This is a genomic window from Pseudomonas sp. GV085 (genome assembly GCF_003050925.1).
Taxonomy (GTDB): domain Bacteria; phylum Pseudomonadota; class Gammaproteobacteria; order Pseudomonadales; family Pseudomonadaceae; genus Aquipseudomonas.
The window spans coordinates 1-7,377 of record NZ_QAOV01000029.1; the positions used below are offsets into that span (position 1 = coordinate 1).

General features: G+C 60.3%; 3 protein-coding genes and 1 pseudogene. All 4 read left to right on the forward strand.

Features of this window, described 5'->3' with window-relative positions:
- Positions 1–867 (forward strand): annotated as a pseudogene (locus tag C8K63_RS29795) (alpha/beta hydrolase); the annotation flags it as partial.
- Positions 855–2,087, forward strand: a complete 1,233-nt coding sequence (locus tag C8K63_RS29800; RefSeq protein ID WP_108219948.1) for a T6SS immunity protein Tli4 family protein — start codon at positions 855–857, stop codon at positions 2,085–2,087. The pseudogene C8K63_RS29795 and the gene C8K63_RS29800, both read left to right, overlap by 13 nt.
- A gap of 88 nt (positions 2,088–2,175) precedes the next feature.
- Entirely contained in the window at positions 2,176–5,796 is a 3,621-nt protein-coding gene (gene tssM / locus C8K63_RS29805; RefSeq protein WP_108219949.1) for a type VI secretion system membrane subunit TssM, read from the forward strand.
- Between the two features lie 10 nt (positions 5,797–5,806).
- A complete protein-coding gene (locus tag C8K63_RS29810; protein WP_223530737.1) occupies positions 5,807–6,841 on the forward strand; it encodes a hypothetical protein in 1,035 nt (344 codons plus the stop codon).
- Positions 6,842–7,377: the final 536 nt, after the last annotated feature.

The window sequence follows — 7,377 nt, forward strand, 5'->3', positions numbered from 1 at the left end:
GCCATCGGCGCGCCGGTCGCTTACCGCCGCTGCAAAGTCGGCATGAGCGACGAAGATCCCATTGCCGGTGCGGTGATTGGCCCGACCGGCCAGGAAGTGACCGCCGTGTTTGCGCAGGCACCGGGCGCCTTGCAATTGCTGCCCACCCAGGATTACGCCCCGGGTTGGCTGCGGCTGATCGACGAGCGAGGCGGGCCGGCCATGCCGCGCCAGCCGGAAAAAGACCCCTACGAAGAGATTTATCTGCGACGTGACCGTTGGTGGGGATTGCTGCGCGAAGAGTGGTTGGCGCCGAAGGATGGCAAGGCAATCACTTGGGAAATATTCGCGGACAACATCCGGAGCGCAAAGGAGTTTCACCAGGATATCGCTGGGTCATACCACCCGCAAACCTACGTCTACTACGGCAACGACGACAAACACCCCAGCTTCGAATCCATCACCTGGGAAATGCGACGCGGGTCTCGTCTCAATGGTCCCCATGCCTCAAGCCCCGATGCCTTCACGGTGTCCAGCCTGCAGATGCATGAAGTGCGTGACGACGGACGCAGCCCGTTGTACGTCGGCGGGCAAGCCGAGGCCGTGCCACCCCTGCGTGGTGATCCCGACGCGCCGGTCAGAACCGTGCAGACCAGCTATTGGGAGCTGCACTGCCGCATGCAGGACGGCGCGGGCGACGGCACCGTTCCGGTGAGTTCTGGCCGTGCGCCGGTCAGGCAGGCACGCAAGGATTCGATCCGCCAGCAAGTTCAGGCACCCGGCTTCGACCATGAGGCGTCGTATGCCAATCCGTTAACCCAGCAATTCACCCTCTATTCCCTCATCAAGATCGCGGCGAAAGCCAAGAGGCCTCTATGCGCCGGTTGACCGCTTTTTTTACAGGCCTGCTGTTGGGGGCGGTCACCGGGTGCACCGCCTTCAAACAGCCCAGCGAACAGGAGAAACAAACCGTGCACGAACTGACCAGCAACATGCGCACCTGGGCGCTGGGCCGAGGCCTGATCGATCTGCCGGCCAACTGGACGGGGGGCGGGGATGTGATGCTCTACTATGGACTGGGTGCCGATCACTCAACCGTTGAGGTTCGGGTGCTGGGGGACGGTGTGACGCAGGAGCGATTTGATGCGGCCTTGAATGAGCGGGCGCGTCGGATTTCGGCGGTTAAGAACTATAAGAATTCAGATGTGTCGATGCTGGTGTCGGCGAAAATGGCCTCACCCAGGGAAAAGTTGCTGCAGTACTACAAGCAAGCAACACGCCGCCAAACATTCGTTCATGAGTCTCATCTGCTGATCGATGACGTCTACGTCATGCTCAGAGCGGAGTCCTACAACGGCGATACGGTGCCCGTTGAAACCCGTCTATTAAAGCTGTCGAAGGAAATCTTCAAAGTCAGCCCCGAAAATGCCGGCGCGGGGTTTGCGCTTGGGCCGATTGTGATCCGCAGTCATCACGATCAGGAGATTGCGACATTCAATTTTCGGCCTCCTGCTTCGGATGTCTCGCTCGAGGTTTATGTCAATGCGTTATCGCCTAGCCAAACGAAAAGCATAAAGACCCGGACCGAGGAGGGCGCGAGGGTTTTCCTCGCGGGTGATTATGAAAACCTGCGCACGAAGAAGATCACCCTCGCGGGAATGCCGGCGGAAGAATCCCTGATCGGCTTCAGTGACGACACTCACCGTCAAATCCTCTTCGGGGCCGAAATCTATCGTGAAAATCCCGCCCTGAATCGTCCAAGCATGAATTTTCGTATGTCGGCGGGTGGGATAAAAAGAACTCCAATCAATCCTGACAAACCCAAGGACTTAGTTCGCTGGACCCTGCCCGAATTCGCCAACAATGGCTACGACCTGCCGCTCTGGCAACAACCCGCTTCACCAGACCCCGTCAACCCCTCCCTCACCGATTACGAAGCCATGGCCGTGTGGGACGCGATCCTCAAGTCCGTGCGCATGCGCCCCAGTTCAGTCGCGCCCAAGCCGGACCCTTGGGCGAACGACCGTGGCCCAACGGCCGAGGAGGCGGCCGAAAACAAACGCATCCTCGATGAGTTCATCGCCAGCTTTGAAAAGCGCAAGCCATGACCATGGGCGTGGCGTTAGCGGGAGCAAAAAGGAACGCGTTCATGCCGTCTGTAGGCAACGAATTCTATAAATACGCTAGGAGCGATTCATGAAAACGGTCTGGAGTTACCTCAAACGCTGGGGCCTGCCGCTACTGCGCCAGTTCAATCAGGCGCTACCGGTGCTGGTGCTGCTGGGCGTGGTGTTCTTGCTGATCGCCATCTGGTGGCTGGGGCCACAGTGGACCTGGCGTGAGCACCAGCCGCTGGCCGACTTGGCGATGCGGGTCTCGGTCAGTGTGGTGGTGATCGTAGCGCCGCTGCTGGTCTGGGCGTGGCGTGTGCGGGAGCGTTACCAGCGTTTGCAGGTCGAACGCCAACATGAGGTTGCCCTAGAAGCCGACCCCTGCCTGCCTTATGTCGAAGCGCAGGAGCGGGCATTGGATCGCAGCCTGGGCAACCTGCTGAACAATATGGAGCGCCGCCGTTCGCTCTATCAACTGCCGTGGTACCTGGTGCTGGGCGAGGAGAACGCCGGCAAGACCAGCCTGATCACCCGCTCCAACCAGAGCTTTGCCTTGTCCCATGTGACCAAGGCCGGGGTCAGGGCTCATCAGGAGGAGCAACTGGCCTATCCGGTGGATTGGTGGATCGGTGACGAGGCGGTGTTGATCGATCCTCCGGGGGAATTTCTCAGCCACCCGGAGTCGGCGGCCAGTGATGAGGAGCAGTCGGGCGCGGAGGGCAAGCTCAAACCGGTACTGCCCACTGGCGCCCATGCGCGCCTCTGGTCGCACCTGCTCGACTGGCTGACGCGCAATCGCAGCCGTCGGGCCTTGAACGGCGTGGTGCTGGTGATCGATGTGCAGGCCTTGTTGGCGCAACGTCCCGAGCAGCGCAAGGCCCACGCCAACCTGCTGCGCACCCGGCTGTTTGAGCTGACGCGGCAGTTGGGCACGCGCCTGCCGGTGTACGTGACGTTGAGCAAGTTCGACCTGTTGGAAGGCTTCGAAGAGTTCTTCGCCCACTTGTCGCGCAGTGGGCGCGAAGACCTGTTGGGCTTCACCTTCAGCCTGGACGCGGTGGATGATTTCGATGCTTGGCTGGCGGAACTGACACGCCAATACCAGGCCTTTGTCGTCTGCCTGAGCGAGCAAGTTTTCGACGGCGCCAGGGAGTCGCGCACATTGATTGAGCGCGATCGCTTGCAGGCGCTGGCGCACCAGGTGGCGGGCCTGCGCCCGGCGCTGTTTGGCTTCTTGAGCGAAATGCTCGGCAGCGATCGCTTCACCACCCCGGCGCTGGTGCGCGGGCTGTATTTCTCCTCGGTGCTTCAGAAGGGCACCCTGAGCAACGCTTTCGTCAAAGAAGCGGGGCAAGCCTATCAACTGCCGCCACCGCCACTCGAGGTCAAACCGGACGGGGGCACGGCGATTTACTTTGCCCAGCAACTGTTCCAGCGAGTGATTTACCCCGAAGCGGGGCTGGCGGGCGACAACATCAAGGTGGCCCGCAGCAAACGGCGGCTGCTGATCGCAGGGTTCAGCGTCGCGTCCCTCGGGTGTTTAGTGACCATCGGTACCTGGCAGTTTTACTTCAACATCAACCGCGACAAAGCGGCCACCGTATTGGCCAAGAGCCAGGAGTTCAGTGAGCGGGACATCGACGCCAAGGTCGACGCCACCGGCCGCAACTTGCTGGTGCCGCTGGACCAGATTCGTGATGCAGTGCTGGTCTACGGCGACTATCGCCAAGCGTGGCCGTTGTTGTCGGATATGGGGTTGTATCAGGGGAGGGCGATCGGCCCCACCGTGGATAAGGCGTACCTGAATCTGCTGTCCAAGCGCTTCCTGCCGGCGATTGCCAGCGGTGTGCTGGATGCGATCAACACCGCGCCTGCGGGCAGCAATCAGCAACTGGCGGCCTTGCGCGTCTACCGCATGCTTGAAGTGCGGCAAAACCGCCGCCCGGCCATCGTCGAAGAGTGGGTCGCCAAGCAGTGGCAGCGCGCCTATCCAGGCCAGGGCCAGTTGCAGGCCGATCTGATGGGCCACCTGGGCTACGCGCTGAAATACGCCGACGCCGACCTGCCGCACTACCGTGAACGCATTGCCCAGGTGCAACAGCAATTGCGCCAGTTGCCCATGGCCGAACGGGTCTACATGAGCCTGAAACAGGACGCTCTGGAGCGTTTGCATCGCCCGCTGGACCTGCGCAATGAGGTCGGCCCAGCGTTCGATATCGTCTACCGCCCGCTGAACACCGATCAAGAGGGCAGCGGCCTGCAGTTGCCACCGTTGCTTACCGCCAAGGGCTTCAAGGACTACTTCGAGCCCGGCACCGACGGCATCATCGAACTGGCCATGATCGACCAATGGGTGCTCGGCGAACGGCAGCGCCTGGACTACTCCGATGAAGACCGCAAAATTCTGACCCAGCGCATTCGCGCCCTGTACAGCGCCGACTATGTGGACAGCTGGCGGCGGGCACTGAATCAGTTCGCGGTCACCGATTTCGACGACCTCAGCCACGGTGTGGCCGTGTTGGAACAAGTCACCGGCCCGGCCGCACCGCTGCGGCGCCTACTGGAAACCTTGCGCGACAACAGCGTGATTTACCCGGCCGTGCCTTTGGCCGAAGGACAAGCACCGCTGGCGCTGGACAAGGTATCGGACGGCCAACAGCAGGCCGCTGGTATTCGGCGCGCGTTCTCCAGCCTGGCCGAACTGATCACCGCGCAAGGCGAACAGCCGTCCTATTACGAAGAAACCCTGCGCTCAGTCAGCGCCGTCTACGACTATGCCAAGGCCGTGCACGACAATCCCGACCCCGGTAAAGCCGCCCTTAAAACCGTGCTCAACCGCTTCTCCCTGGGCGGTGCCGACCCGATCGCCAACCTGCAACGCGTCGCCGTGGGTCTGCCCGAACCGCTGAACCAACAGGTCAAAAAGCTCGCCGACCAGACCTCGCAGGTGCTGGTGATTGCCGCCCTGCGCGAGCTGGAGAAACGCTGGGACAGTGAGATCTATAGCTTCTACCGCGACCGCCTGGCGGGCCGTTACCCGTTCAAGGCCAGCGGCGAGGACGCCTCGCTGGAGGACTTTGAAGCGTTCTTTGGCCCACAAGGGCGCCTGCAGCAGTTTCACGATCAATACCTGAACGTATTCCTCAAGGACAACCTCGATGTGCTGTACTCCGACAGCCTCGGCGGCTACCTGGTGCGCAGCGACGTGCTGGAACAGCTGAAAAATGTCGAGCGCATCCGCGACACCTTCTTCAACCATCGCGGCCACTTGGCCGTGCAACTCACCATCGAACCCCTGGCCCTGAGCGCCACCCGCCTGAGCAGCATGCTCAGCGTCGACGGCCAACTGATCCCCTACCAGCATGGCGCGCCGCAACGCACGGGACTGGTGTGGCCCAACAGCCTGGGCAACACCAATGGCAGCCAACTGACCCTGGTGCACAGCACCGGCAATACCGCCAGCCTGAGCTATCGCGGGCCGTGGTCGTTGTTCCGGCTGCTTAGCCGCGGGCACCTCAATGGAAGAACCGACACCAGCGTGGACCTGACCTTTGCCGTTGCCGATGGGCTGATGCGTTATCGGATTGGGGCGGAGAAGGCTAACAACCCGATCACCCAACGCAGTTTTGAGGGGTTTGTGTTGCCGAGGACGTTGCTGGAAGAGCGCGGCAGAAAAAAAGCTACTGACAGCGTCACGCAACGGTAAGGAGTTCCGCATGATGGATAAGACCGATCGAGTCCGCAGCTTGAACTATTCGACTCAGGCCCTGGAGCAACTGGAAGTGTGCCTGCCTTTGCTGAGCCAGAACCTTCCCGGTATTCGTATGGCCCACACGTTTGTAGCGAAGCAACTGCATGACAGCGTGAAGTTCCTGCTACCCAACTGTGCCGAGTTGGTCGACATGAGCGAGCTGCGCCAGGCGCATGTCGATATGGCTCGCCTGCCGTATCCAGTGGTAGCCCTTGAAGCCCCCTGGGTCTGGCCGGACGGAGCCGGTGGTGACAAACACGGTGGCATCCGCTCATCCAAGCGTATCGCCCTGTGCTTGACCATGTCCCCGGAAGTCGCCAATTGGCTGCCGGATACCCGGGGCTTCCTACAGGAAGAGCACGGCGGGGTGATCGTTATCCCGCTGTACTGGGAGGATCGTACCGGGCTTTGGAAGCTGCCCATGGGCGGCGCCTTTGTGCCCCATGACAACGAAGTCAGTGACTACTCCCCTGGCGAGGCCGGCCTGACCAATCAGCTATTGACCGAACCCTACATCGCCGCCGGGTTGCCGCTAAGCAAACTGCGCCAGTTTCGCGTATCGCCGTTCCTGCTGCTGCCGGAGATTGCAGCACAAGCGCTGGAACACTCTTGCGGAGCAGAAGTGGCCGCGAGAGTCCTGTCCGATACCCGTGATGAAGTCTCAATGCTGTTGCAGACAGGCGTGGTGCTCAACTGCGCCAATGTCACCACAGCAGAGATCGCCGCACCGAAGTTGATCAATCGCAAGCGCCAGGGAAAAGGAAAGCCGCCGTTCTTCAGCTATCGCGTACTTCAGATCAGCGCTCCACGTGCAACCGGCACTTCAAGTGGCGGTGGACAGCATGCTTCGCCGCGCGCGCATCTGCGGCGTGGGCACGTTCGACGGTTGGAGGAGCGGACTGTGTGGGTACGGCCGGCGATGGTTAATGCTGGGGCAGCGGCGGCGGTTGGGCAGGTGGAGAAAGAGTACTCCATCACACCCATGGTTTCCGGTGGCTAGGCGTGTGTTGTGGGGGAGAGCACTTTGCTTGGGAAGCAGCTCGAATAGTAGCTGCATGATGATCGGCGCAGCAGAATACCCAAGTCTGCGCTGCGAGCATGGGCTTAAGCTCATTCTGATTTTTCACTCAAATACCTGCCCCAATGCTCCATCATGACCCGACGCTTCTCGAAAAGGTCTCCCCGCGCATAGGCTGCCTCGATGCTTTATGTAGATGCTGGGGGTTTTCATGGTGGCTGCCCGGGCGCTTTGGCAGGGGAAAGAATTTTCAGGTGGGGGGTTGACCACGTATTTTAATACTGTACTATTCGCCTCCCGCTAACGAGCAGCTTGATGTTGCTCTTGGTTTAAGTAGTTGATTTTGTTGAAAAATCAGAAACTTTTAAGGTTGCAATTTGAAAAGATGCGCTGTAAGATGCGCACCTCGGTTGAGATGAAAGATCTTAACCAACCGCTCTTTAACAACTGAATCAAGCAATTCGTGTGGGTGCTTGTGGAGTCAGACTGCTAGTCAACAGATTATCAGCATCACAAGT

Excerpts from the sequence above, each read along its gene's own strand:
- C8K63_RS29800 (WP_108219948.1), top strand. The coding sequence starts at position 855 with ATGCGCCGGTTGACCGCTTTTTTTACAGGCCTGCTGTTGGGGGCGGTC.
- tssM (WP_108219949.1), top strand. The coding sequence starts at position 2,176 with ATGAAAACGGTCTGGAGTTACCTCAAACGCTGGGGCCTGCCGCTACTG.
- C8K63_RS29810 (WP_223530737.1), top strand. The coding sequence starts at position 5,807 with ATGATGGATAAGACCGATCGAGTCCGCAGCTTGAACTATTCGACTCAG.